The organism is Streptomyces sp. NPDC041191, from assembly GCF_055591945.1.
Genome location: NZ_JBVIZC010000009.1, coordinates 1 through 24,446, shown reverse-complemented (window position 1 = coordinate 24,446; position 24,446 = coordinate 1). Strand labels below are relative to the sequence as shown.

General features: G+C 74.4%; 19 protein-coding genes, 1 rRNA gene and 1 pseudogene. 5 read left to right on the top strand and 16 right to left on the bottom strand.

Annotation, left to right across the window (positions count from 1 at the left end; genetic code table 11):
* Positions 1-22 precede the first annotated feature (22 nt).
* From ACZ6AQ_RS18655 to ACZ6AQ_RS18630, 6 genes are all read right to left on the bottom strand, one after another.
* Entirely contained in the window at positions 23-496 is a 474-nt protein-coding gene (locus tag ACZ6AQ_RS18655) for a hypothetical protein (RefSeq protein ID WP_388693993.1), read from the bottom strand.
* Positions 493-1,518, bottom strand: a complete 1,026-nt coding sequence (locus ACZ6AQ_RS18650; RefSeq protein ID WP_030212665.1) for a ParA family protein — start codon at positions 1,516-1,518, stop codon at positions 493-495. Before ACZ6AQ_RS18650 ends, ACZ6AQ_RS18655 begins: the two co-directional genes overlap by 4 nt.
* A gap of 449 nt (positions 1,519-1,967) precedes the next feature.
* The gene (gene ald / locus ACZ6AQ_RS18645) at positions 1,968-3,083 is read right to left on the bottom strand and encodes an alanine dehydrogenase (RefSeq protein ID WP_468760755.1); all 1,116 of its coding nucleotides are present in this window, start codon (positions 3,081-3,083) and stop codon (positions 1,968-1,970) included.
* A 146-nt stretch (positions 3,084-3,229) separates the two neighbouring features.
* Complete coding sequence (locus tag ACZ6AQ_RS18640; RefSeq protein ID WP_468760754.1) at positions 3,230-5,215, bottom strand: tetratricopeptide repeat protein; 1,986 nt, start codon at positions 5,213-5,215, stop codon at positions 3,230-3,232.
* Positions 5,216-5,388: 173 nt separating this feature from the next.
* Positions 5,389-6,015, bottom strand: a complete 627-nt coding sequence (locus ACZ6AQ_RS18635; RefSeq protein ID WP_468760753.1) for an NUDIX domain-containing protein — start codon at positions 6,013-6,015, stop codon at positions 5,389-5,391.
* 115 nt (positions 6,016-6,130) lie between these two features.
* On the bottom strand, positions 6,131-7,789 hold the full coding sequence (locus ACZ6AQ_RS18630) for a CTP synthase (protein ID WP_468760996.1): 1,659 nt from the start codon (positions 7,787-7,789) through the stop codon (positions 6,131-6,133).
* 518 nt (positions 7,790-8,307) lie between these two features.
* Between ACZ6AQ_RS18630 and ACZ6AQ_RS18625 the strand changes: the two genes are divergently transcribed.
* A complete protein-coding gene (locus ACZ6AQ_RS18625) occupies positions 8,308-10,110 on the top strand; it encodes a glycoside hydrolase family 15 protein (protein ID WP_468760752.1) in 1,803 nt (600 codons plus the stop codon).
* 216 nt (positions 10,111-10,326) lie between these two features.
* Positions 10,327-11,955 (top strand): PucR family transcriptional regulator, encoded by a 1,629-nt coding sequence (locus tag ACZ6AQ_RS18620; protein ID WP_468760751.1) that lies wholly within the window; start codon positions 10,327-10,329, stop codon positions 11,953-11,955.
* An 18-nt stretch (positions 11,956-11,973) separates the two neighbouring features.
* On the opposite strand, the gene ACZ6AQ_RS18615 is transcribed toward ACZ6AQ_RS18620, so the two are convergent.
* The 6 genes from ACZ6AQ_RS18615 to ACZ6AQ_RS18590 all read right to left on the bottom strand — a co-directional run bounded on the left by ACZ6AQ_RS18615 (position 11,974) and on the right by ACZ6AQ_RS18590 (position 17,969).
* Entirely contained in the window at positions 11,974-13,053 is a 1,080-nt protein-coding gene (locus tag ACZ6AQ_RS18615; protein ID WP_468760750.1) for a glycosyltransferase family 4 protein, read from the bottom strand.
* 109 nt (positions 13,054-13,162) lie between these two features.
* Positions 13,163-13,882 (bottom strand): hypothetical protein, encoded by a 720-nt coding sequence (locus ACZ6AQ_RS18610; protein WP_468760749.1) that lies wholly within the window; start codon positions 13,880-13,882, stop codon positions 13,163-13,165.
* Positions 13,879-15,627, bottom strand: a complete 1,749-nt coding sequence (recN, locus tag ACZ6AQ_RS18605) for a DNA repair protein RecN (RefSeq protein WP_468760748.1) — start codon at positions 15,625-15,627, stop codon at positions 13,879-13,881. The genes ACZ6AQ_RS18610 and recN overlap by 4 nt, the downstream gene beginning before the upstream one ends.
* Positions 15,628-15,779: 152 nt before the next feature.
* Positions 15,780-16,703, bottom strand: a complete 924-nt coding sequence (locus ACZ6AQ_RS18600) for an NAD kinase (RefSeq protein ID WP_388693955.1) — start codon at positions 16,701-16,703, stop codon at positions 15,780-15,782.
* Positions 16,700-17,515, bottom strand: a complete 816-nt coding sequence (locus ACZ6AQ_RS18595; protein WP_468760747.1) for a TlyA family RNA methyltransferase — start codon at positions 17,513-17,515, stop codon at positions 16,700-16,702. Before ACZ6AQ_RS18595 ends, ACZ6AQ_RS18600 begins: the two co-directional genes overlap by 4 nt.
* Before the next feature lie 7 nt (positions 17,516-17,522).
* The gene (locus ACZ6AQ_RS18590; RefSeq protein WP_468760746.1) at positions 17,523-17,969 is read right to left on the bottom strand and encodes a hypothetical protein; all 447 of its coding nucleotides are present in this window, start codon (positions 17,967-17,969) and stop codon (positions 17,523-17,525) included.
* Positions 17,970-18,011: 42 nt separating this feature from the next.
* Between ACZ6AQ_RS18590 and ACZ6AQ_RS18585 the strand changes: the two are divergent.
* Positions 18,012-18,360 (top strand): annotated as a pseudogene (locus ACZ6AQ_RS18585) (SCP2 sterol-binding domain-containing protein).
* A gap of 39 nt (positions 18,361-18,399) precedes the next feature.
* Here the strand turns inward: ACZ6AQ_RS18585 and ACZ6AQ_RS18580 are convergent.
* Both ACZ6AQ_RS18580 and ACZ6AQ_RS18575 read right to left on the bottom strand, forming a co-directional pair.
* Positions 18,400-19,215, bottom strand: a complete 816-nt coding sequence (locus tag ACZ6AQ_RS18580) for an ABC transporter ATP-binding protein (protein WP_468760745.1) — start codon at positions 19,213-19,215, stop codon at positions 18,400-18,402.
* Positions 19,216-19,442: 227 nt separating this feature from the next.
* A complete protein-coding gene (locus tag ACZ6AQ_RS18575) occupies positions 19,443-20,528 on the bottom strand; it encodes an HAD-IIA family hydrolase (protein ID WP_468760744.1) in 1,086 nt (361 codons plus the stop codon).
* Between the two features lie 81 nt (positions 20,529-20,609).
* On the opposite strand from ACZ6AQ_RS18575, the gene ACZ6AQ_RS18570 reads away from it, so the two are divergent.
* A complete protein-coding gene (locus tag ACZ6AQ_RS18570) occupies positions 20,610-21,905 on the top strand; it encodes a DUF1015 family protein (protein ID WP_468760743.1) in 1,296 nt (431 codons plus the stop codon).
* Positions 21,906-21,972: 67 nt separating this feature from the next.
* On the opposite strand, the gene ACZ6AQ_RS18565 is transcribed toward ACZ6AQ_RS18570, so the two are convergent.
* Positions 21,973-22,740 (bottom strand): tetratricopeptide repeat protein, encoded by a 768-nt coding sequence (locus ACZ6AQ_RS18565; RefSeq protein WP_468760742.1) that lies wholly within the window; start codon positions 22,738-22,740, stop codon positions 21,973-21,975.
* A gap of 279 nt (positions 22,741-23,019) precedes the next feature.
* Here ACZ6AQ_RS18565 and ACZ6AQ_RS18560 point away from each other — a divergent pair, with 279 nt between their 5' ends.
* On the top strand, positions 23,020-24,348 hold the full coding sequence (locus ACZ6AQ_RS18560; RefSeq protein WP_468760741.1) for a hypothetical protein: 1,329 nt from the start codon (positions 23,020-23,022) through the stop codon (positions 24,346-24,348).
* A gap of 6 nt (positions 24,349-24,354) precedes the next feature.
* On the opposite strand, the gene rrf is transcribed toward ACZ6AQ_RS18560, so the two are convergent.
* A 5S ribosomal RNA gene (gene rrf, locus ACZ6AQ_RS18555) occupies positions 24,355-24,446 on the bottom strand; the annotation flags it as partial.

The following is a 24,446-nucleotide window of genomic DNA, read 5'->3' as shown; positions in this document are numbered from 1 at the left end:
ACGAGCAGCCCGCAGGTTATCGTCAGCGGCCGCGCAGGCGGCGGACGAGGATGCTCGCGTCGCCGCGCGACTCCAGGTCCGCCAGGACGACCGCGACGGCCTCCCGGACGATCCGGCCCCGGTCGACGGCGAGGCCGTGCTCGCCGCGCAGGACGAGCCGGGCGTGCTCCAGGTCCATCAGCTCCTCGGCGGAGACGTAGACCGTGATCTTCTCGTCGTGGCGCTCGCGGCCGCTGGGCCGCCGGCTCGCGGTACGGCCGCCGCGCCGCCGGGACGCCGCCGGGGCGGGGACGGCGGGCGCCGCCTTCTCCTGCCCGGCCGTCCGGGCGCGCGGTTCCGCCGCCTCGGAGCCGGCGGTCGCGTGCTCCGCGGAGGCGTCGGCCGCCGCCGGGTCGCTCTCGCCCGCCGGCGCCGGGACGGTCCGGCGCGGCGCGGACGCCTGGAGCCCCGTCCCCCCGGTCGTACGGAAGAGTTCGTCGGCGCCGGGCAGGCTCACTCGGCGTGACACCGGGCGAGCACCTCCCTGGCGAGCTGGCGGTAGGCGGCGGCGCCCACGGAGTTGGAGGCGTACGTGGTGATGGGCTCGCCGGCGACCGTGGTCTCCGGGAAGCGCACGGTCCGCCCGATGACCGTGTGGTACACGTGGTCGTCGAACGCCTCGACCACGCGCGCGAGGACCTCGCGGCTGTGCACGGTCCGGGAGTCGTACATCGTGGCGAGGATGCCGTCGAGCTCCAGCTCGGGGTTGAGCCGCTCCTGGACCTTCTCGATGGTCTCGGTCAGCAGGGCGACGCCGCGCAGCGCGAAGAACTCGCACTCCAGCGGCACGATGACCTTGTGAGCCGCCGTCAGGGCGTTCACGGTCAGCAGGCCGAGCGAGGGCTGACAGTCGATCACGATGTAGTCGTAGTCGTTCATCAGCGGCTTCAGGGCGCGCTGGAGGGTGGACTCGCGCGCGACCTCGCTGACGAGCTGGACCTCGGCGGCCGAGAGGTCGATGTTGCTCGGCAGCAGGTCCATGTTGGGCACGGCGGTCTTCAGGAGCACCTCGTCCGCCGACATGCCCCGCTCCATGAGCAGGTTGTAGACGGTGAGGTCCAGCTCCATCGGGTTCACGCCGAGGCCGACCGACAGGGCTCCCTGCGGGTCGAAGTCCACGAGCAGGACCCGTCGGCCGTACTCGGCGAGCGCGGCGCCCAGGTTGATGGTCGACGTGGTCTTGCCGACGCCGCCCTTCTGGTTGCACATCGCGATGATCTTCGCCGGACCGTGGTCGGTCAGCGGACCGGGGATCGGGAAGTACGGCAGGGGCCGTCCGGTCGGGCCGATCCGCTCGCGGCGCTGGCGGGCAGCGTCGGGCGCGAGGGTGGCCGCGTACTCCGGATCGGGCTCGTACTCGGCGTCGGGGTCGTAGAAGTGCCCCTCGGGCACCTCGTCGTAGGCGGCGAAGTGGGTGGACTCTCGGCCCATCTCGTTGCCGGCCGTGGCGTTCACGTGTAGGCCGTCCATCGTCTTCATCGTGTGGGCTGTCGTCACGGGCTGGTGCGTCGCGAAGGTCCGCACCGCGACGGAGCCGATCGGAGCTCCCGGCGCACCACTCCCGGGAGTAAATGTCGACTCATTCACAAGTCGTCTTACCTCCTTGGGTGTGACCGGGAACATTTATCGATAGGTCAGCGTGGCACCATGCCGACGGTTGGCGACTCTATGGCGTGTCACCGGTCCGCAGCAACACAATCCGTCGGACCCGGCCCGATGTGTCGGTAACCGATCACCCCGCTGTCAAGGGCGCACGGGGACGCATCCGCGCGTTTTCGGGGTGTGCGAATCGGATGAAGGGTCACGTTCGCGGCGAGTCGTCCGAACGTTTCGACGTGGCCGGAGACACAGCCGGCCGGACCTTGTCGAACAAGGTCCGGCCGGGTGCGCGGCATTGACGGCACGCGTTGACGGCGGTGCCGCGCGGGTCAGCCCAGGAGGCTGTTCAGCTCGACGTGCTCGAGACCGTGGGCCTCGGCGACCTCCTTGTAAACCACCTTGCCGTCATGGGTGTTGAGGCCCAGGGCGAGGGCGGGGTCGCGGCGCAGCGCCTCGGCCCAGCCGTTGTTCGCCAGCGACACGATGTAGGGCAGCGTGGCGTTGGTGAGGGCGTAGGTGGAGGTGTTCGGGACCGCGCCGGGCATGTTGGCGACGCAGTAGAAGACCGAGTCGTGGACCCGGAAGGTCGGCTCGGCGTGGGTGGTCGGGTGCGAGTCCTCGAAGCAGCCGCCCTGGTCGATGGCGATGTCGACAAGGACACTTCCGGGCTTCATCCTGGCGACGAGCTCGTTGGTGACCAGCTTCGGGGCCTTGGCGCCCGGGATGAGGACGGCGCCGATGACGAGGTCGGCCTCGACGACGGCCTTCTCCAGCTCGTAGGCGTTGGAGACGATCGTCTGCACCTTGGTGCCGAAGACCTTGTCGGCCTCGCGGAGCTTGTTGATGTCCTTGTCGAGCAGGGTCACGTGGAAGCCCATGCCGACGGCGATCTGGGTGGCGTTCCAGCCGGAGACGCCGCCGCCGATGACGACGGCGCGGCCGGCGTGGGTGCCGGGGACGCCGCCGGGGAGGACGCCGCGGCCGCCGGCCGAGCGCATCAGGTGGTAGGCGCCGACCTGCGGGGCCAGGCGGCCCGCGACCTCGGACATCGGGGCGAGCAGCGGGAGCGCGCGGCCGGCGGTCTCGACGGTCTCGTACGCGATGGCGGTGGTGCCGGAGGCCAGGAGCGCGTCCGTGCACTCGCGGGAGGCGGCGAGGTGCAGGTAGGTGAAGAGGGTCTGGTCCTTGCGGAGGCGGTGGTACTCCTCCGCGATCGGCTCCTTGACCTTGAGGAGCAGGTCGGCGGCGGCCCAGACCTCGTCGGCGGTGGGGAGTATCTCCGCACCGGCGGCGACGTACTCCTCGTCCGTGATCGAGGAGCCGACACCGGCGTTCTGCTCCACGAGGACCTGGTGGCCGTGGCGGACGAGCTCGTGGACACCGGCGGGGGTGATGGCCACGCGGAACTCGTTGTTCTTGACCTCGCGGGGGATGCCGACCTTCATCGTCGATCACGGTCCTTGAATCAGGGGGATAACTGGCGCACTGCGATACATACCCGGAGGCATGACGGCACACCGGGGCAGACCACGTGGGAACGCGGCTCGACCAGTCTAATGAAGGAGGTACCGCTGTCTAGCCTTTCAAAGTATCAATCTTCGATGAAGCCACTGCGGATTTCGTAGGCGGGCGGTGCGGTTTCCAGCAGCCTCTCCGCTCCGGCCCGGTGCAGCCGGGCGGCGGCCGGGTCCCCGAGCCGGTCTAGGGTGTCCGCGAGGCGCAGCCGGAGCGCCGCCTGGAGCCGGACGTCCTGGGCCCGGCGGGCCCACTCCACCGCCTCCTCGCAGGTCCGCAGGGACTCCTCGGGCCGTCCGGCGTACTCCTGGACGCGGGCCGCCTCGCTCAACGCCCTTGCGTAGCCGGGCAGATCGGAGAGCCTGCGGTAGCCGGCGGCGGCGGCCCGCCAGTTCCGCAGCGCCTCCCCGTACCGGCCCGCGTAGGTCTGCACGGCGCCGAGGCGGCCGTAGAGCCGGGCCTGGTCGGCGCGCTCGTCCCGGGCGAGGCGCTGGGCGAGCGCCCGGCCGTACCAGTCGCCGGCCCGCTGCCAGTCCCCCAGCTCCTGGTAGGAGCCGCCTACGGATTCCATCGCCCGGCCGGTCGCATACGGATCATTTGCTGCGCGTCCGGCCTCCAGTGCCAACCGATATCGCAGAAGAGCGTCCTTCGTCCTTCCGGTGCGGGCGTCGAGGTCGGCCAGGTTGAGCAGGGCCGCGGCCCGCTCCCGGTGCAGCCCGCGCCGCTCGGCCACGTCCAGGACGAGCCGGTGCAGGCCGTACAGCTCGGGGGCGGCGGCCTCGGCCCCGCGGTGCGCGGCGAGCGCCTTGACCAGGGAGGCGATCAGGCGCCGGGCCAGGGTGTCCAGCTCCCCGTCGGCGACGGCGAGGCGGGCGGAGGCGAGCAGCACGGGCCGCCGGGACTCCAGCCAGGCGGCCCCGGCGGCGGCGGTCGGGAAGCGCAGGGCGCGCGGCAGTCCGGCCAGCTTCCTGCGGGCGGGCGAGCCCTCGGGCTCGGTGACCGCGCGGCAGGACTGGAGGAGCCGTACGGTCCGCTCCAGCATGCGGGCCCGGGCGAGCTGCACCTCGGAGGGCCGGTCGCACTCCTCCAGCCGGGCGCGGAGGAGGGGGACGAGATGGGCGCGCACCTCGTACTGCCCGTCCTCGCCCGCGGAGACGAGCCCCAGGGCGGCGAAGTCGGCGAGCGTGGTGGCGGCGGCCGAGACCGAGCAGCCGGCCAGGGCGGAGGCGGTGTGCGCGTCGGCCCGGCCGAGCGGGGCGAGCGCGAGGAATCGCAGTATCCGCGCGGCGGTGGGGGGCAACGCCTCGTGGGCGAGGCGGAAGGCCCGGACGAGGGGGTCGCCGCTCGACGCGCGCAGCCGCTTGGCGAGGTCGGCGACGGACGTCTTGGGGTGGGTGGAGAGCCAGCCGCCGGCGAGGACGACGGCGGCGGGCAGCCCTCCGCACTCCTCCACGAGGGTCTCGGCTGCCTGCGGGTCGACGGTGATGCGGACGGAGCCGGTGAAGGCGCTGAGCAGTTCGATGGCGGACTTGGGGTCGAGTCCGCCGAGGGTGCAGGGCCGCACGTCGGGGATGCCGGTGAGCGGTCCCCCGGAGACGCCGATCACCAGGGTTCCGGGCTCGTCGGGGATGAGCGGGTCCGCCTGCTCCGCGTCGACGGCGTCGTCCAGGATCAGGACGGCCCGGCGGCCGGCGAAGGCGCCGCGGACCAGTTCGGTCAGCTCGTCCTCGGCGGCGCCGGGGGGCTCGGGGACCCCGAGCGCGGCCAGGAGCTCCTGCGCGGCCCGGGCCACGGGGACGGGCGCCCCGCCGGGCTCGGTGAGCCGGGCGCGGACGATCCCGTCGGGGTACCGGTCGGCGATCCCGGCGGCCAGCTCCTCGGCGAGGGCGGTGCGCCCGGAGCCGGGCCTGCCGGCGACGAGCAGGACCCGGGCACGGGGCGCCTTGCGGCCGGTGAGGGTGTCGAGGCCGGTCCGCTCGATGTCGGCGCGCAGGGCCTTCAACTCGCGCTGCCGGCCGAAGAACCGCCGGTTGCCGGCCGTCGCCACCGCCTGATCCGTCACGGGCCACGCTCCCGTCCACCTGCGCACGAGCCGATCCCGCGAGGGGCTCCACACGGGCGTTTCCGAGCGTAGTTCAGGGCGGGGCCCGTCCCCGGTGGAGCAGGGCGGGCACATCCCCCGATCGGATCAGCAGATCTTCAGACCGGATAGCTCCCGTGGCGGACGGAAACGGGCTACGAGGCGAACGGCCGCGCCGGCCACGGCGCGTCCGCGGGACGGAGCGCGTCCAGACCCTCGCCCGCGCGGGCGGCGGCCAGCGCGAGGACCCCCACGACCAGGCAGTTGTTGTGCAGCTCGCCCGCGAGGACGCCCCGCACGAGGTCCGCGAGCGGCACCCGCGCCGTCTCCATGTCGGCCTCCTCCTCGGCGACCTCGAAGCGGTCCCCCTCCGCCTCCGCGAGGTCCCGCGCGAGGAAGATCCGCACGGCCTCGTCGCAGCCGCCCGGCGAGGTGTAGACGTCGGTCAGGACCCGCCAGTCGGCGGCCTCGACGTGCGCCTCCTCGTACAGCTCGCGCCGGGCCGCGTGCAGCGGGTTCTCCCCGGGCACGTCGAGGAGCCCGGCCGGGATCTCCCAGAGCTTCTGCCGCACCGGGTGCCGGTACTGCTTGATCAGGAGGACCCGGTCCTCCCCGTCCAGGGCCAGGACGGCCACCGAACCGGGATGCACCTGGTAGTCGCGGCGCGCGACCGTGCCGTCCGGCATGACCACGTCGTCCGTACGGACGCTCGTCTTCTTCCCCCGGAACGGGGTCGCCGTCTCGACGACCTTCCACTCCTGCGGGGTGTCCTGCAACTCCATAGCCGTCCTCCCGTACGCGAACACGCGTACCTCTGCACGAACACACGAAAGCCGGGGCACGGGCCCGGAGGACCCGCACCCCGGCAACGTTAACGCCGCGGGACCGGTGCGCCGGTCACCCGGCCTGCTTGCCCGTCTTGCGCTCGACGGCCGCCTTGACCAGGCCCGCGAAAAGCGGGTGCGGGCGGGTCGGGCGGGAGCGGAGCTCCGGGTGCGCCTGGGTGGCGACCAGGTAGGGGTGGACCTCGCGCGGGTACTCGACGTACTCGACGAGCTTGTTGTCCGGGGAGGTGCCGGAGAAGACCAGACCGGCCTTCTTCTCCAGCTCCGCGCGGTAGGCGTTGTTCACCTCGTAGCGGTGGCGGTGGCGCTCCTCCACGTACGGCTCGTCGCCGTAGACCTCGCGGACGATCGAGCCCTCGGCGAGCTTCGCCGGGTACAGGCCCAGGCGCATCGTCCCGCCCAGGTCGCCGGCGCCCTCGACGTACGCGAGCTGCTCCTCCATCGTGGAGACGACGGGGTGCGCGGTGGCCGGGTCGAACTCGGTGGAGTTGGCCTCGGGGATGCCGGCCAGGTTCCGCGCCGCCTCGATGACGATGCACTGGAGGCCCAGGCAGATCCCGAGCAGCGGCACCTTGTGCTCGCGGGCGTACCGGATCGCGCCGACCTTGCCGCTCACGCCCCGGTCGCCGAAGCCGCCGGGGACGAGGATCGCGTCGACGTCGCCGAGCTGCTTCTCGGCGCCGGCCGGGGTCTTGCACTCGTCGGAGGTGACCCACTTCACCTTGACCCGGGCCTTGTTCGCGAAGCCGCCGGCCCGCATGGCCTCGGTGACCGAGAGGTAGGCGTCGGGCAGGTCGATGTACTTGCCGACGAGCGCGACGGTGACCTCGTGCTCCGGGTTGTGGACGCGGTCCAGGAGGTCCTCCCAGACGGTCCAGTCCACGTCGCGGAAGGGCAGGTCGAGCTTGCGGACGACGTAGGCGTCCAGGCCCTCGGTGTGCAGCACCTTCGGGATGTCGTAGATCGACTTGGCGTCGATGGCGGCGACCACGGCGGCCTCGTCCACGTCGCACATCAGCGAGATCTTGCGCTTGATGGCGGTGGGGACCTCGCGGTCGGCGCGCAGCACGATCGCGTCGGGCTGGATGCCGATGTTGCGCAGGGCGGCGACCGAGTGCTGGGTCGGCTTGGTCTTCAGCTCGCCGGACGGGCCGATGTAGGGCAGCAGCGAGATGTGCACGACGAAGACGTTGTCGCGGCCGACCTCGTGGCGGACCTGGCGCACGGTCTCCAGGAACGGCAGGGACTCGATGTCGCCGACGGTGCCGCCGACCTCGGTGATGACCACGTCCACGTCGCCGGTCGCCATGCGGCGGATGCGGGACTTGATCTCGTTGGTGATGTGCGGGATGACCTGCACGGTGTCGCCCAGGTACTCGCCGCGCCGCTCCTTGGCGATGACCTGCGAGTACACCTGGCCGGTGGTGACGTTGGCCGAGCCGTCGAGGTCGACGTCGAGGAAGCGCTCGTAGTGGCCGATGTCCAGGTCGGTCTCGGCGCCGTCGTTGGTGACGAACACCTCGCCGTGCTGGAACGGGTTCATCGTGCCGGGGTCGACGTTGAGGTACGGGTCGAGCTTCTGCATCGTGACCCGCAGGCCCCGCGCCTTGAGGAGCGCACCCAGGCTGGAGGCGGTGAGGCCCTTGCCGAGGGAGGAGGCGACACCCCCGGTGACGAAGATGTGCTTGGTCGTCGTGGTGTTGGGCGGCATCGCCAAGAGGGGGCTCCCGTGGTCGCGTTCTGGAGGTGCGTACCGGCGCCCCCTCCGGAAGAATCGGGGGGTGCCGTCGCTGCGGTTTCGGGGTCCTCGGCTGTCGCCGTTTCCCACCGGTCCACGGGGTACCAGGGTATCAGCGACAGGGGGAGACCGCTTCCGGCCACACGCGGGAGCCGGCCGTTCACGGACGGCGACGCGACCGCCGGAACCGCCTCCCACCGGCCCGGGGAAAGGGGTGTTCACCTGATAGGAGCAAGGCTGTCGCGGGCTTGCCCACCGGGCGGTGGGCGGCTCGACGTATCCTGCTCGGACCGGCCTTCCGAGCCGGCCGACCGACGGCGCCGCCACCCTCGTCCGGGGCCGGGCGCCCGGGAAGCACGACCGTCCCGGGCCGGGGTCCGCCGAAGACCCCCGACCGCTGACACACTCGGACAGAGCGGGCCGGCCACCGGCCCGCATCCGGAGCAAGCGCCCCGAGGGGCGGACATGGCCGTTCGACTGGAGTGAAGCACGTGGCCGGGCGCATCGAGGATTACGCACTCATCGGAGACATGCAGACCGCTGCCCTGGTCTGCCGGGACGGCAGCGTGGACTGGCTCTGCCTGCCCCGCTTCGACTCGCACGCGATCTTCGCGGGGCTCCTCGGCACCGAGGAACACGGGTTCTGGCGGGTGGGCCCCGCGGGCCCCGAGGACGCCGAGCCGGCCCCCGCCGACCGGCGCCGCTACCGGGGCGACTCGCTCGTCCTGGAGTCCGAGTGGGACACCCCGCGCGGCACGATCCGGGTGACCGACTTCATGCCCCCGCGCGACGGCGCGCCGCAGCTGATCCGGATCGTGGAGGGCGTCAGCGGCCGGGTCCCCGTGCGGTCCGCGCTGCGGATGCGGTTCAGCTACGGCCGGATCGTGCCCTGGGTGCACAAGGTCGGCGAGCGCACGGTCGCGGTCGCCGGACCCGACTCGGTGTGGCTGGACACCGAGGCGGAGACCCACGGCGAGGACCTCACCACGTACTCCGAGTTCACCGTCTCCCCCGGGGAGCGGGTGGCCCTGACCCTCTCCTGGCAGCCCTCGCACAAGGAGCCGCCGGCGCTGCCGGACCCCGAGGGCGCCCTGGAGGCGACCGTCGGCTTCTGGAGCGAGTGGGTCGACCACTGCACGTACCACGGCCCCTACCGGGAGGCGGTGGTCCGCTCCCTGATCACCCTGAAGGCGCTGACGTACGCGCCGACCGGCGGGATCGTCGCCGCCCCGACCACCTCGCTGCCCGAGGAGATCGGCGGCGTGCGGAACTGGGACTACCGCTACACCTGGCTGCGGGACGCGGCCATCACCCTCTCCTCGATGCTGCGCACCGGCTACCGCGAGGAGGCCCGCGCCTGGCGGGACTGGCTGCTCCGCGCGGTCGCGGGCGACCCGGAGAACCTCCAGATCATGTACGGCATCGCGGGCGAGCGGGAGCTGGGCGAGGCGGAGCTGGACTGGCTGCCGGGGTACGAGGGTTCCACCCCGGTCCGGGTCGGCAACGGCGCCGCGAACCAGCTCCAGCTGGACGTGTACGGCGAGGTCACCGAGGCCCTGCACCTGGCGCACATGACCGGCCTGTCCCGCAACGACTACGCCTCCCTGCTCCAGCTCAAGCTGATCGAGTACCTGGAGAAGAACTGGAACCAGCCCGACGAGGGCATCTGGGAGGTCCGCGGCCCGCGCCGGCACTTCGTGCACTCCAAGGTGATGGCCTGGGTGGCCGTGGACCGCACGATCAAGCTCATCGAGTCCGGGGACGCCGACGGCCCGCTGGAGCGCTGGCGCGAGCTGCGCGACGAGATCCACCGGGACGTCTGCGAGAAGGGCTACGACAAGGAGCGGAACACCTTCACGCAGTCGTACGGCTCCAGGGAGCTGGACGCCTCGCTGCTGCTGATCCCGCAGATGGGCTTCCTGCCGCCGGACGACAAGCGGGTCATCGGCACGATCGAGGCGATCCAGCGGGAGCTGTCCACCGAGGACGGCTTCGTGCTGCGCTACCCCACGGCCGGCCAGGACGCCGGCGTGGACGGCCTGGCGGGCGACGAGGGCGCGTTCCTGGCGTGCTCCTTCTGGCTGGCCGACGACCTGGCGATGATCGGCCGCGTGGACGAGGCCCGCACCCTCTTCGAGAAGCTGCTCTCGCTCCGCAACGACCTCGGTCTGCTCGCGGAGGAGTGGGACCCGGTGCTCCAGCGCCAGGTCGGCAACTTCCCGCAGGCGTTCAGCCACGTCCCCCTGATCGACACCGCCCTGCGGCTGACGGCCAGCGGCGCGTACGGCGGCTGAGGGCGCCCCGCGGCCCCGGGCGGGCGGCGCGACGGGCCGGGCGCGTCACTCCCGGCCCGTCGGCGGCGGGCCGGGAGTGACGCGGGTCACACTCGCCGTGTGCCCGCGCAACCGCCTCCCGGAGACGCCGAGTTGCCGCCCCGCCGCCCCGGCCGTACGGTCCCGTGACCCCCGGGTGATGTCGCCGGAACGGGGACGCGGGTAGCGTCCGGGGCCATGGACAACCAGGACGGGATCACCGTGCGGCGGGCGCTCGAACTCCCGGGCCTGCGCGGCGGGCTTCCGGAGGTGGTCGCCTGCGCGGACCGGCTGCACCGCACGGTGCGCTGGGTGCACGCGGGCGAGGTGCCGAACATCGCGTCGCTGCTCAAGGGCGGCGAGCTGCTGCTGACCACGGGCCTCGGCCTGGGCACCCGGCCGGCCGAGCAGCGGGCCTTCGTGCGGCGGCTCGCCGACCGGGGCATCGCGGCGCTCGTGGTGGAGCTGGGGCCGCGCTTCGCCCGGCTGCCGGCGGCGATCGTGGAGGCCGCGCGGACGGCGGGCCTGCCGCTGGTGCAGCTGCACCGCGAGGTGCCGTTCGTGGCGGTGACCGAGGAGATCCACACCGAGATCGTCAACGGCCACTACGCCCTCCAGCGGCAGGCCGAGGAGGTCCACCGGCAGTGCACGGAGGCCCTGCTCGGCGGCGGCGGGGTCCCGCAGGTGCTGCGCGTCCTCTCCGGTTTCGCCGCCAACCCGGTCTTCCTGGAGACCGCCGACGGCCGGCTCCTGTACGCGGCGGGCGCCGGGCCCGCGCCCGCCGATCCGCTCCAGGTGTGGGACGGCCTGCGCGGCGGGCGGACGGCCCGCGAGTCCGGCCCGCCCGCCGGGACGGTCCTGGTCGACGTGCCCGGCGGCGGCCCCGGTACCGGTTCGGTACGGGCCCGTCTGGTGCTCTCCGCGGTCTCCGGCGCCCTCTCCCCCGTCCACCGGATGGCGGCCGAGCGGGCGGCCGGGCTCCTCGCGGTCGTCCTCATGCAGGCCCGGCAGGAGGAGGAACTGGCCGCGCGCGGCCGGGGCGACTTCCTGACGGACCTGGCGGAGGGCGCGATCGGCGCCGAGGACGCCCCGGCCCAGGCCCGGGTCCTCGGCTTCCGGCCGGGGGACGGCCCGCTCCTGCCGGTGGTGATGCGCCTGGCGCCGGAACTCTCCCCGGCCGGCAGTTGGGCGCCGCTCGCCCGCGCGGTCCTGGAGGAGCTCTCCTCCGTCGGCGTCCCCGTCCTCCTGGGCGTCCGCCCGGTCGAGGGCCTGGTCCCCCTCCTCCTCGGGCTGCGCTCGGAGACGGAGCGCACGGCGGTCGCGGACCGGGTCGCGGCGGCCCTGCGCGCGGGCGTGGGCCGGGCGGGTCTGGAGCGGGCCGGGGCGCACCCGCCGGTGGTCGTGGTGGGCGTCGCCGGAGGGTGGGCGGCGGCCTCGGCGGGCCTGCGGCACGCGGCGGAGACGGCGACGGCGGCGCAGGGCCTGTCGGACCGGCCCTGGTACGACGCGCGGCGCCTCGACATCGACCTGCTCCTGTGGCGGCTGCACCTGCACGGGGACACGGTGCTCGCGGCCTTCGTGGACCGGGCGATCGGTCCCCTGCGGGAGCACGACCGCACCTCCCGGCCGCCGCTCCTGCCCACCCTGGAGACGTATCTGGCCCACGCGGGCCGCAAGGCGGAGACCGCCCGCGAGCTGCACCTCAACCGCCAGACCCTCTACAACCGGCTGGCCCGCATCTCCGAACTCCTGGGCACCGACCTGGACGATCCCCAGACGGTCCTGGCCCTCTCCCTGGCCCTCAGGGCCCGCCGCCTCACGCCGTGAGGGCGGCGGCGCCCTCCGTCACCGCCCCGCCAGTTCGTCGTACACGCTGAGCACGTGGGCCACCGTGTCGTCCTCGGTCGGCCACGTCCCCGCCTGCGTCCGGCCGGCCGCCGCCAGGTCCATCCGCCGGTCCGCGTCCTCCAGGAGCCCCCGCACCGCCGCCGCGAGCGCCCCCGCGTCCCCGTACGGCACCAACTCCGCCGCGTCACCGACGAGTTCCGGGAGGCCGCCCACCGCCGTCGCGACGAGCGGCACGCCGAGCCCCAGCGCCTCCTGGGCGAGCGGGGAGCGGGCCTCCCAGCGGGACGGGAGGACGGCGACGTCCGCCGCCGCCAGCAGCTCCGCGACGTCCTCGCGGTGCCCGAGCAGCCGTACCGGAAGGTCCTCGCCGGCGATCCGCCGCCGGAGGCGTGCCCGTTCGCGCCCCTCCCCGGCGATCACGAGGAGCGGCCGGGGGTCGAGGTCCCGCCACTCCCGGGCCGCGTCGAGCAGCGTCCGGTGGCCCCGGCCCCGTTCCAGCGCCCCCACCGTCACCAGCAACGGGCGGTCGACGGCGCCGAGTTCGGCACGCACCTTGCCGTCGTGGAGGCAGACGGGCCCGTGCGCGGCGGGCACGGCGACGGGGGCGAGGCGGGCGTCGCGGGCACCGCGCCGCCGGGCCCGGTCGACCAGTTCGGAGGAGGTGGCGAGGACGACGCGGGCGGCCCGCGCGGTCCGGCGTTCGAGGAGCCGGACGAGCCCGGCCCGCGCCCCGTCCGCGTGGCTCCGGGTGTGCCAGGTCGTCACGAGGGGGACCCCCGGCCCGCCGGAGAGCGCGAGCGCGGCCCGCACGGAGGCGTGGAGCCCGTGCGCGTGGACCACGTCCGCGCCGACGAAGGCGTTGCGGAGCGCGGTGACGGCGGCGGGGTCGCCGAGGCGGGGCAGCGGCACGAAGCGGGCGCCGGTCCCCGGGTAGTCATGGGCGCGGTCGAGCGCGGGAGGGGCGCACACGGTCACCCGCACGCCCCTCGCCACCAGCCCCGCGGCGAGTGATCGGACGTGAGCGCTGCTGCCCGCGCCGCCCCCGCCCAACACCTGGACCGTACGGAGCTGTGTCACGCCCCCAAGAATGCCAGTTCGCGCCCCCGACCGTACGCGCGTTCCGGCACTCGCGTGCCGTCGTTCCCCTGGACGGTGGGCGTACGGCGAGGGCTCTCGCGCCGCGGGTTCACCCGCCCGAGCGAGCGCGCGAGGAAGCCACGCACTCCCCCCACACGGCCGCGGCGACCAGTCCGGCCGCGTGCGCGGCGAGCCCGAACCGCCCGTTCCCGGCGGCGATCGCGCCGCCGACGGCGGCGCCGAGCGCGTGGGCTCCGGTGTCGCCGAGCATGGTCCGCTCGGCGAGGTCCTCCCCGAGGACCGCGGCGGCGGCACCCATGGGGGCCGCGGCGAGCGGGCCGCCGGGCAGTCCGGGCACGCCGAGCGCGAGCACCGCCAGACCGGCGCGTCCGGGCCGCACGTCCACGAGGTTCACCAGATGGGCACTGCCCGCAACGACGATCCCGGCGAGGACCTTGTCGAGCGGCCTCTCCTTGAGGAGCGCCCCGGCCACCAGCGAGGCGGCCCCGATCCCGAGGAGCTTGACGGCCCCGCTGGTCACCTCGCCGCCCCGCAGCGCCGCGGCGTGCGCCCGGAAACCGCGCCGGTGGTCCCCCCTGGCGTCGTCGTAGGCCCCGCACGCCCCCGCGACGAGCACGGCGAACGCGACGGGCCCGCTGCCGCTCCCGGCCGCCGCCCCGAGGGCGACGGCGGGCCCGGCGCACAGGTCGACCTCCCGCCCCGCGTGGTTCGTCCGGACCCGCCGCGCGCCGGGCGGGAGCCGCCGCAGCCCCTCGTACACGGCCCGGGTCGCCCCGGCGGCCGCGGCGAAGGAGGCGAGGCGCCTCACCCGTCCGCCCGCGCCGCCGCGAGCAGTTCCTCCGCGTGGGCGCGGGCCGTCTCGGAGTCCTCCTGCCCGGCGAGCATCCGGGACAGCTCCCTGATCCGCTCCTCGCCCTCCAGGACGGTGACGCCGGAGCGGGTCACCGAGCCGTCGTGGGTCTTCTCCACCAGCAGCTGGCGGTCGGCGAAGGCCGCGACCTGCGGGAGGTGGGTGACCACGACGACCTGGGCCGTCCTGGCGAGCCTGGCGAGACGGCGGCCGATCTCGACGGCCGCCTTGCCGCCGACGCCCGCGTCCACCTCGTCGAAGAGGTACGTCGGCACCGGATCGACCCCGGCGAAGACGACCTCCACGGCCAGCATCACCCGGGACAGCTCACCGCCGGACGCGCCCTTGGCGATCGGCCGGGGCGGGGCGCCGGGGTGCGGGGCGAGCAGCAGCTCGACCTCGTCGGCGCCGGTCGGCCCGTACGCGACCCGCCGGCCGCCGACCTCGACCCCCTCGGGGTCCTCGGTCTGCCGGATGGCGAAGGACACGCGCGCGTGCGGCATGGCCAGCGAGGCGAGTTCGGCGGTGACGGCGGCGGCGAACCGGTCCGCCGCCTCCGTGCGGGCGTCGGTGAGCCGCTGCGCGAGCGCCGACAGCTCGTCGCGCAGCCGGTCCCGCTCGGCGGTCAACTCCTCGATCCGGCCGCCGTCGTCGTCCAGTTCGCCGAGCCGGGCGGCGCTCTCCTCCGCCCAGGCCAGGACGGCGCCGGTGCCCTCCCCGTCCCCGTACTTGCGGATCAGCTGCGTGAGGGCCGCGCGCCGCTCCTCGACGGCGGCGAGCCGCAGCGGATCGGCGTCCAGGTCGTCGGCGTACCCGGCCAGCTCGGTCGCCACGTCCGCGAGCAGGATGGAGATCTCCCCCATCCGGTCGGCGAGCGCGGCGAGCGCCGGGTCGTGCGACCGTACGGCCTCCAGGGCCCGGCCCGCGCCCGCGACGAGCGTGGTCGCGTCGACGGACTCGGGGTCCTCGGGGGAGCCCGCGAGCGCGCCGTGCGCGAGCGCGGCGGCGGAGGCCAGGGCCTCGGCGTGTCCGAGCCGGTCGGCCTCGGCCGCCAGTTCGGCGTCCTCCCCCGGCAGCGGGGCGACGGCCTCGATCTCGTCGAGCCCGAAGCGCAGCAGATCGGCCTCCTGGGCGCGTTCCGCGGCCCGGGTGGTGATCTCGTCCAACTGGGCGGTGACCGCCCGCAGCCGCCGGTACGCCTCGCCGTAGGCGGCGAGCGGTCCGGAGACGGCCGCGCCCGCGTACCGGTCGAGCGCGCCGCGCTGCCGGGCGGGCTTGAGCAGGCCCTGCTGGTCGGTCTGGCCGTGGACGGCCACGAGTTCGTCGGCGAGTTCGGCGAGCAGCCCGACGGGTACGGAACGCCCGCCGAGGTGGGCCCGGGAGCGCCCCTCGGCCGAGACCGTACGGCTGACGAGCAGGGCGCCCTCGTCGAGCTCCGCCCCGGCCTCCTCCGCGCGCAGGGCGGCCGGTGTGCCCGGGGGCACGCTGATCCGCCCCTCGACCACGGCCGAGGCCGCGCCGATCCGTACGAGCGCCGGGTCCGCCCGGCCGCCGAGCAGCAGCCCCAGGCTGGTCACGACCATGGTCTTGCCCGCACCGGTCTCACCGGTCACCGCGGTGAAGCCGGGCGACAGCTCGACCACAGCGTCGTCGATGACTCCGAGCGACCGTATCCGCATCTCCTCCAGCACGCCCCAGACCATACGAGGTTTCCCTGGTCCGATGCGACATCGGCCCGGCCGTGACCTCCCGGCGCGCCGCTCGTTCGGGCGCCGGGCACCGGGAGGAGGGGGCCGGCCGGGGCGGTGCTCCGGCCGGCCGGGCGGCCCGCACGGCGGCGGGACGGAGAGTCCGGTCAGCGCGGCGCGCCCCGCCACCCCGACACCGGCAGGGCGAACTTGGCGACGAGCCGGTCCGTGAAGGAGGCGTGGTGCAGCCGGGCGAGCCGGACCGGCACGGCACCCCGCCGGACCTCGACCCGCGCGCCGGCGGGCAGTTCCACCGTCCGCCTCCCGTCGCACCACAGCACCCCGTCCGGGGTGTGCGGCTCGACCTCGACCGCGAGCACCGACTCCGGGGTGGTCACCAGCGGTTTGGCGAAGAGGGCGTGCGCCCCGATGGGGACCATGAGCAGCGCCTCGACCTCGGGCCAGATCACCGGCCCGCCCGCCGAGAAGGCGTACGCGGTGGAGCCCGTCGGTGTCGCGCAGATCACCCCGTCGCAGCCGAAGCCGGTCACCGGGCGGCCGTCGATCGCGAGCACGACCTCCAGCATCCGCTCCGGGGACACCTTCTGCACGGCCGCCTCGTTGAGGGCCCAGTCGCGGTGCAGGACGTCGCCGTTCTGGTACACGGTGACGTCGAGGGTCATCCGTTCCTCGACCTCGTAGTCCCGGGTGACGACCCGTTCCACGACCTGGTCGAGGTCGTCGCGTTCGGCCTCCGCGAGGAAGCCCACCCGCCCCAGGTTGACGCCGAGCATCGGCACGCCGGAGGCGCGGGAGAGTTCGGCGCCGCGCAGCAGGGTGCCGTCACCGCCGAGGACGACGAGGAGTTCGCAGTCGTCGATCGCGTCGGAGCACGCCTCAGGCACCTTCTCCACGGAGGGCGGCAGCGGCAGGTCCGCCGCCTCGGCCGCCAGGACGCGGACGCCGATGCCGGAGCGCAACAACCCCTGGACGACCCGCTCGGCGCTGCGCACGGCGGCGGGCCGCCCGGTGTGCGCGAGCAGGAACACGGTACGCGGTGCGGTCTCTGATGGTGCTGCCGTTGAGGTCAACGAGGTCCTTCCGCCACGGCGCGGTCGACGTCCGCCGGATCCAGCGCGGGCGCCCCTGCCCGCAGCCACAGAAAGTACTCGACGTTGCCGGACGGGCCGGGCAGCGGGCTGGCGGTGACGCCGAGGACACCGAGTCCGAGGTCGCCGGCCTGCCGGGCCACGTTCTTCACGGCGTCGGCGCGGAGTTCGGCGGACCGGACGACGCCGCCCGTGCCGAGCCGCTCCCTGCCCACCTCGAACTGCGGCTTGACCATGAGGACGAGGTCGGCGCCGGGTGCCGTACAGGCCGCCAGGGCGGGCAGGACGAGGCCGAGCGGAATGAAGGACAGGTCGCCGACGACGAGGTCGACGGGAACGCCGTCGAGCGCGTCGGGCGTCAGCTCGCGCACGTTCGTGCGGTCCTTGACGGTGACCCGTTCGTCGCTCCGCAGCGACCAGGCGAGCTGCCCGTAGCCGACGTCGACGGCGACGACGTGGGCGGCGCCCGCGCGCAGCAGGACGTCCGTGAAGCCGCCGGTGGAGGCCCCGGCGTCGAGGGCGCGCCGCCCCTCGACCACGAGTCCCCGGGGCACGAAGGCCGCGAAGGCCCCGGCGAGCTTGTGGCCGCCGCGCGAGACGTAGTCGGGGTCGGACTCGTCCCGGGCGACGACGATGGCCGCGGCGGTCTCGACCTGGGTGGCGGGCTTGGTGGCGACGGTCTTGCCGACGGTCACCCGGCCCGCGGCGATCAGCTGGCCGGCGTGCTCCCGCGAGCGCGCGAGCTTGCGCCGCACCAGCTCGGCGTCGAGACGGCGGCGTGCCACTCCTGCCACGTTCTGTTCAGCTCCTGTTTTCGTGCGGATGGGGGGCGGGCCGCGCGTCGAGCGAGGTCAGTTCGTCGCGCAGTCCACGGTGTACATCCTCGTACACCTCCAGGTGCCGGTCCGCCGGAAGGCGGTCGATCTCGGCGAGACGCGCGAGGCGGGCGTCGACGGCGGCGTGGCCGGTCGGCTCCCGGTCGATCCCGAGCAGCGCGGCGGCAGGCTCCGGCGGCTCGTCGGCCGTTCCGGCGGGTTCCACCCGGGCCGCTTCGGCGCGGGACTCGCCGGACGCCTCGGCGGGGGCCTCGACGGGGGCCCGGGGAGGGGTCCCGCCGGGGGCCTCCTCCGGTGCCCGGCCGGCGGGCCCGCCACCGGCCGGTCCCGTCACTCCGCCGTCCGTCACGGGCCCCGGTCCCGGCACCCCGCCGTCCGTCAGGGACCCCGGTTCCGGCATCACGTCGCTCATGCCCCGACGCTACCGCGAAGCCCTGGGGTACCGTCGACGGCGATGGCGACGATCACCGAGTGCCGCGGCGCACTGGACAGACTTTCCGGCAACCTCGCGCGGGCCGAGGGCGGCGTGCGCGGCGCGGCCGCGCTCGACCGCACCCTGAGCTGCCACGTCACCGACCTGGACACGACCTTCACGGGCCGCCTCGCGGGCGGGCGGATCGAGGTCGACTCCACGGTGGGGGGGCCCGCCGCCGGCGAAGGCGCAGATCCGGCTGGCGATGGAGAGCGACGACCTGGTGGCGATGGTGGACGGCCGGCTGAACTTCGCGAAGGCGTGGGCCTCGGGCCGGGTCCGGCTGGAGGCCGGCTTCCGCGACCTCCTGCGCCTCCGCTCGCTCCTGTAGCCCGCGGGCCCGCGCCTCCCCCACGGCCTCGCGGTCCCGTCACCGCGACGCGGCCCGCGCCTTCCGACCGGCCGGCACGACCAGGGGCGTCCCCGTCTCGGGGTCCTCGACGACCCGGCAGCGGAGCCCGAAGACCCGCTCGACCAGCTCGGCGGTCACGACCTCGGACGGCGGCCCCTCGGCGACCACCTCGCCGGCGCGGACGGCGATGAGGTGGGTCGCGTACCGGGCCGCGTGGTTCAGGTCGTGGAGGACGGCGACGAGCGTGCGGCCCTGCGTCTCGTGCAGCTCGGCGCACAGGTCGAGGACGTCGATCTGGTGCTGGATGTCGAGGTACGTCGTCGGCTCGTCGAGCAGGAGCAGCGGGGTCTGCTGGGCGAGCGCCATGGCGATCCAGACGCGCTGGCGCTGCCCCCCGGAGAGCTCGTCCACGTACCGGTCGGCCAGCTCCGCGACCCCGGTCGCCTCCATCGACTCCCGCGTGATCCGCTCGTCCTCCGGGGACCACTGGCGCAGCAGCCCCTGGTGCGGATAACGGCCCCGGGCGACGAGGTCCGAGACGGTGATGCCGTCGGGCGCGACCGAGGTCTGGGGCAGCAGGCCGAGGGTCTTGGCGACCTTCTTGGCCGGCATGGTCTGGATCGACTGCCCGTCGAGCAGGACGCGCCCCTCGCTCGGCTTCAGCATCCGGGAGAGGGCGCGCAACAGGGTGGACTTGCCGCAGGCGTTCGGCCCGACGATGACGGTGAAGGAGTGGTCGGGGATCTCGACGGACAGGTCGCGGGCGATGACCCGCTGCTCGTACGCCAGCGTGACCGCCTCCGCGCTCAGGCGCTGCCCCTGCCGACCGTCCATGCCCGTGACTCCCGTCGTCCTCGTCCGCGATCGTGCCGGACGACGGCCCCGACCCAAGCGAAGTTAGGTTAGCCTACCCAACTTCTCGGCTCCTCTGCCGGGTCCCGTCGGCCCGTCCCGCCACCCGACGGCCCGCCCCGCCGGCCACCGGCCACCGGCCACCGGCCACGGTCCTCCGAACCCGGCCCGCCGACCGCCGGTCCCACCGCTTCCCGGCCCACCGTCCCTCACAGCTCCAGCCGCGCGAGCGCCTCCCCCGCGACCGGCACGCCCGCGCCCGCGTCCGCCGCCGTCCAGGCGGCCCCGCACAGGGCCCGTACCGCGTCCATCGCGTCCACCGCTTCGGAGCCCTCCCCCGGCTTCCCGTCGAGCACCAGCGCGCCCCCCTCGACCGACGCCCGCCAGCCCCCGCAGACGAATCCCCCGGCCCCGTCCGCGACCACCTCCGGCTGTCCCACGAGCAGTCCCCGCAGGTCGGCCGCCACATACGTCGGACGGTGCTCGGGCACGGCCGCGAGGAGCTGGGGCACGTCCGTCACCCCGGTGAGGACGAGCAGCGAGTCCACCCCTCCGTTGAACGCGCCCTCAATGTCCGTGTCCAGCCGGTCCCCGACGACCAGCGGCCGCTCCGCCCCGGTCCGCAGGACCGTCTCCCGGTGCATCGGCGGCAGCGGCTTCCCCGCCGCCTTCGGCTCGAACCTGCCCCCCGTCGCGATCCGTACGACCTCCACGGCCGCCCCGTTCCCGGGCCCGATCCCCCGCGCGGCGGGAATCGTCAGGTCCGTGTTCGAGGCGTACCACGGCACGCCCCGCCCCACCGCGTAGGCCGCCTCCGCGAACCTCTTCCACGGCAGCTCGGGCCCCCCGTACCCCTGCACGACCGCCGCCGGGTCGTCGTCCGCCGACTCCACCGGCACGAGCCCCCGTTCGCGCAGCGCCACCGCGAGCCCCTCGCCGCCGATGAGCAGCACCCGCGACCCTTCCGGAACCTCGTCCGCGATCAGCCGGGCGACGGCCTGCGCCGAGGTGACCACGTCCCCGGCCTCCGCCGGCACGCCCAGCTCCGTGAGGTGCGCCGCGACGGCGTCGGGCGTCCGCAGCGCGTTGTTGGTGACGTACGCGAGGCGCATCCCGTCCTCCCGGGCCGCTCCCAGCGCCTCGACGGCGTGCGGAACGGCCACGCCGCCCCGGTAGACGACCCCGTCCAGGTCCAGGAGGGCCGTGTCGTACGCCCCGCTCAGCGGCGCCGCGCTGTCCCCGGGCCGCTTCCTGCCGCCGTCGTTCCGCCGTTCCCGGTCGTTCCGCACCGTCACCGCTCGCTCCTCGTCTCACCGACTGTGATCCCCCCGCTACCCCGATCATCGCTCATGTCCCGGCCCGCATACGATGTCGAGATGAACACCTCAGGTCACGCGGCCGACGACGTCCGCGCCGACGCTGCGGGGCTGCGCCTGACCCCGTTCCGCGGCCTCCGGTACGTCCCCGAACGGGTCGGCAGCCTCGCCGCCGTGACGTCCCCGCCCTACGACGTCGTCGTACGACCTGACGGACTGATCCATCTGGAGTCGGCGGACCCGCACAACATCGTCCGGCTGATCCTCCCTCAGGCCCTCACCGCCGGCATCCGCCACCGCAAGGCCGCCGTCACCCTCGACCGCTGGCTGGCGGACGGCGTCCTCGCCCCCGACCCGACGCCCGCGCTCTACGTGTACGAGCAGCGGGGCGACGGCGTCCTCCAGCGCGGGCTCATCGGCGCCCTGGAGCTCTCGCCCCCCGAGGCGGGCGTCGTCCTCCCCCACGAGGACGTCATGCCGCACGTGGTCGAGGACCGCGCCGACCTGATGCGGACCACCGCCGCCAACCTCGAACCCCTGCTCCTCACCTACGTCGGGGAGGAGGGCTCAGGCCCGGACGAGGTGATCGAACGCGCCGTCCGGCGCGAGCCGCTGCTCTGCACCACCACCGAGGACGGCTTCCGCCACCGCCTCTGGGCGGTGACGGACCCGGCCGAACAGGCCGCCGCCACCACCGGTCTCGGCCGCCACCAGGCCCTCATCGCGGACGGCCACCACCGCTGGGCCACCTATCTGCGCCTGCGCGAGGAACACGCCTCGCCGGGTCCCTGGAACTACGGCCTGGTCCTCCTGGTGGACACCGCCCGCTATCCCCTGCGGGTCCGTGCCATCCACCGCCTCCTCAACCGGCTGCCGGTCGCCGCCGCCCTCGCGGCCGTCGGCGACTCCTTCCGGGTGCGCCGGATCGACGGCCCCCTGCCGGCGGCCCTGGAGGCCCTCGCGACCGCCACGGCCGGGGGCAACGCCTTCCTCCTCGCGGGAGACGGCCGCTTCCACCTCCTGGACCGCCCGGACCCCGCCCTCCTGGAGCGCACGATCCGCGCGGACCGCCCCGGGGCGTGGCGCACGCTGGACGCGACGGTCCTGCACTCCACCCTCCTGGAGCACGTCTGGCACGTCCCGGACGCCCCCGAGGACATCTCCTACCTCCACGACGCCGGTGCGGCGGTCGCCCAGGCGGAACGCCGGGGCGGCACGGCGGTCCTCCTGCATCCGGTACGCGAGGAGGTCGTCCGGGACCTCGCCCGCCAGGGCGTCACGATGCCCCGCAAGTCGACCTCCTTCGGCCCGAAGCCCGCGACGGGCCTGGTCCTGAGGAGCCTCGCGCTGGACTGACGCGACACCCGGAAACGACGAAGGGCGGCACCCCCGGGGGTGCCGCCCTTCTCACTGCCGGACCGGATCAGCCCTTGTCGCCGTCCCGCTCGTCACCGTCGCCCGGCACCTCGCGCGGGCCGCCGGTCCCCTCGGAGCCGTCGGCCTCCACGGGCCCGTCCGAGTCGTCGGAGTCGTCGGAGTCCTCGGAGTCCTCGGAGTCGTCGAACGCGTCCACGAACTCGACACCGTCCATCTCGGCGAGCCGGTCGGAGGCGTCCGTGGCGCCGTCCTTGTCGGCCTCCAGAGCCTTGGCGAACCACTCCCGCGCCTCCTGCTCGCGGCCGGCGGCGAGCAGCGCGTCGGCGTACGCGTACCGCAGGCGCGCGGTCCACGGGTGGACCGCGCCGGAGGCCAGCTCGGGGCTCTGCAGCGTCACGATGGCCGCGTCGATCTGCCCCAGGTCCCGGCGGGCGCCGGCGGCGACCAGCCGCATCTCGACCTGGCCGGCCTTGTCGAGCTTCTGCACCTCGGGCTCACCGGCCATCGTCAGCGCCCGCTCGGGCCGGCCGAGACCGCGCTCGCAGTCGGCCATGACGGGCCACAGCTCGACCCCGCCGCTCATCCGGCGCGCGGCCCGGAACTCGGCCAGCGCCTCGGAGTACTTCTGCGTGGCGTACGCCGCGAACCCGGCGGCCTCGCGGACGGCGGCCACGCGGGACGCGAGCCGCAGGGCGATCTTGGAGTACTCGTACGCCTGCTCCGGGTCCTCGTCGATCAGCTGGGCCACCATGACGAGGTTGCGCGAGACGTCCTCGGCGAGCCCCTTGGGCAGGCTCATCAGCTCCTGGCGCACGTCCGGGTCGATCTCCTCACCGGTGACCTCCGGCGGGATCGGCAGCCGCCTGATCGGCGCGCGGTCCCCACGGTCGCGGTCCCGGTCCCGGCCGCCCCGATCGTCCCTGCGCCCGTACCCGCCCCGGCTGTCGCCGCCACGGTCGTCCCGCCCACGGAACCCGCCACCCCGGTTGTCGTCCCGGCGGAAGGCCGGCCGGTCGCCGCCCCGGTCGTCGCGGCGGAAGCCGCCGCCGCCACGGTTGTCGCCCCCGCGATCGTCACGGCGGAACCCGCCGCCATGGTTGTCGTCGCGCCGGTCGTCGCGCGGCGGGTAGGAGGGACGGTCGTCCCGGCGGAACGTCGGGCGGTCGCCGCCCCGGTCGTCACGACGGAAGCCACCACCACGGTTGTCACCGCCACGGTCGTCGCGACGGAAGCCGCCACCACGGTTGTCACCGCCACGGTCGTCGCGACGGAAGCCGCCACCACGGTTGTCGCCGCCACGGTCGTCCCGCCCACGGAACCCGCCACCACGGTTGTCGTCCCGACGCTCATCACGCGGGAAGGAAGGGCGGTCGTCCCGGCGGAAGGCCGGGCGGTCGCCACCACGGTCGTCGCGGCGGAAACCACCACCGCGATGGTCGCCGCCACGGTTGTCGCCACCACGGTCGTCGCGACGGAAGTCGCCACCACTGCGGTTGTCGTCGCGCTGCGGGTACGAGGGACGGTCATCGCGACGGAAGGCCGGGCGGTCGCCGCCCCGGTCGTCGCGGCGGAAGCCGCCGCCACGGTTGTCGCCCCCGCGGTCGTCGCGGCGGAACCCGCCGCCACGGTTGTCGTCGCGCCGGTCGTCGCGCGGCGGGTAGGAGGGACGGTCGTCCCGGCGGAACGTCGGGCGGTCGCCACCACGGTCGTCACGACGGAAACCGCCACCACGGTTGTCACCGCCCCGGTCGTCACGACGGAAGCCACCGCCACGGTTGTCACCGCCCCGGTCGTCACGACGGAAGCCACCGCCACGGTTGTCACCGCCACGGTCGTCCCGCCCACGGAACCCGCCACCACGGTTGTCGTCCCGACGCTCGTCACGCGGGAAGGAAGGGCGGTCATCGCGACGGAAGGCCGGGCGGTCGCCACCACGGTCGTCACGGCGGAAACCACCACCGCGATGGTCGCCGCCACGGTTGTCGCCACCACGGTCGTCGCGACGGAAGCCGCCACCACGGTTGTCACTGCCGCGGTCGTCGCGACGGAAGCCACCGCCACGGTTGTCGCCGCCACGGTTGTCACCACCGCGGTCGTCACGACGGAAACCACTGCCACGGTTGTCGCCGCCACGGTTGTCACCACCGCGGTCGTCACGACGGAAACCACTGCCACGGTTGTCGCCGCCACGGTCATCACGACGAGGCCCGCGGAAACCGCCCCGGTCGCCACCAGCACCGTCCCTGCGACGCGGCTCGCGCTCCGGACGGTCGTCGGGAGAGTTGGTGGGCATGATGGTGACTCCTGTCTTCGGGTACTGCAGTCATTCTCGCGCAGCCGGCTCTCTGCCGCGCATCGGAAAAATCCAGAAAAACAAAAGGACCCCTGGTCCCAGCGTGAACGCTGGGACCAGGGGTCCTGAAGAATTGTTCGGCGGTGTCCTACTCTCCCACAGGGTCCCCCCTGCAGTACCATCGGCGCTGAAAGGCTTAGCTTCCGGGTTCGGAATGTAACCGGGCG

Bases quoted from the DNA above. Each gene is read 5' to 3' on its own strand.
- ACZ6AQ_RS18650 (WP_030212665.1), bottom strand. From the start codon at position 1,518: ATGAAGACGATGGACGGCCTACACGTGAACGCCACGGCCGGCAACGAG.
- ald (WP_468760755.1), bottom strand. From the start codon at position 3,083: ATGAAGGTCGGCATCCCCCGCGAGGTCAAGAACAACGAGTTCCGCGTG.
- ACZ6AQ_RS18635 (WP_468760753.1), bottom strand. From the start codon at position 6,015: ATGGAGTTGCAGGACACCCCGCAGGAGTGGAAGGTCGTCGAGACGGCG.
- ACZ6AQ_RS18630 (WP_468760996.1), bottom strand. From the start codon at position 7,789: ATGCCGCCCAACACCACGACGACCAAGCACATCTTCGTCACCGGGGGT.
- ACZ6AQ_RS18620 (WP_468760751.1), top strand. From the start codon at position 10,327: ATGGACAACCAGGACGGGATCACCGTGCGGCGGGCGCTCGAACTCCCG.
- recN (WP_468760748.1), bottom strand. From the start codon at position 15,627: ATGGTCTGGGGCGTGCTGGAGGAGATGCGGATACGGTCGCTCGGAGTC.
- ACZ6AQ_RS18590 (WP_468760746.1), bottom strand. From the start codon at position 17,969: ATGAGCGACGTGATGCCGGAACCGGGGTCCCTGACGGACGGCGGGGTG.
- ACZ6AQ_RS18580 (WP_468760745.1), bottom strand. From the start codon at position 19,215: ATGGACGGTCGGCAGGGGCAGCGCCTGAGCGCGGAGGCGGTCACGCTG.
- ACZ6AQ_RS18570 (WP_468760743.1), top strand. From the start codon at position 20,610: ATGAACACCTCAGGTCACGCGGCCGACGACGTCCGCGCCGACGCTGCG.
- ACZ6AQ_RS18560 (WP_468760741.1), top strand. From the start codon at position 23,020: ATGGTTGTCGTCGCGCCGGTCGTCGCGCGGCGGGTAGGAGGGACGGTC.